The sequence below is a fragment of the Bacillus sp. SIMBA_031 genome, from assembly GCF_046535225.1.
Taxonomy (GTDB): Bacteria; Bacillota; Bacilli; order Bacillales; family Bacillaceae; genus Bacillus; species Bacillus velezensis.
Genome location: NZ_JAWRXC010000064.1, coordinates 1 through 367, shown reverse-complemented (window position 1 = coordinate 367; position 367 = coordinate 1). Strand labels below are relative to the sequence as shown.

At 63.2% G+C, this 367-nt stretch carries 1 pseudogene; it reads left to right on the top strand.

From position 1 onward, the window contains the following. Positions 1-367 (top strand): annotated as a pseudogene (locus SB724_RS19525) (MocR-like pyridoxine biosynthesis transcription factor PdxR); the annotation flags it as partial.

The window sequence follows — 367 nt, the reverse complement described above, 5'->3', positions numbered from 1 at the left end:
CGTGCTGAGGCGCGAGATCGCAGCGTATCTGGCGGTAGCGAGGGGCATTAACTGCTCGGTCTCGCAGGTCATCGTCACCAGCGGCTTCGCGGGCGGACTTGGACTATCGCTCAACGTCCTAGGACTGCAAAGCCAAAGCACGTGGTTTGAGGAGCCGGGGTTCCCATGGACAAGGCGGGCGTTGGAGCTTGCACGCGTGCTCCCGGTTCCCATCCCGGTAGATGGCGAAGGGTTTAACTTCGACCACGCGATACGTCACCACCCCGATGCGAAGCTCGCCGTGCTCACACCGGGGCAGCAGGCGCCGCTAGGACCGACGCTGTCTTTGCAGAGACGCCTGCAGCTTCTTGAATGGGCCGACCAGAGC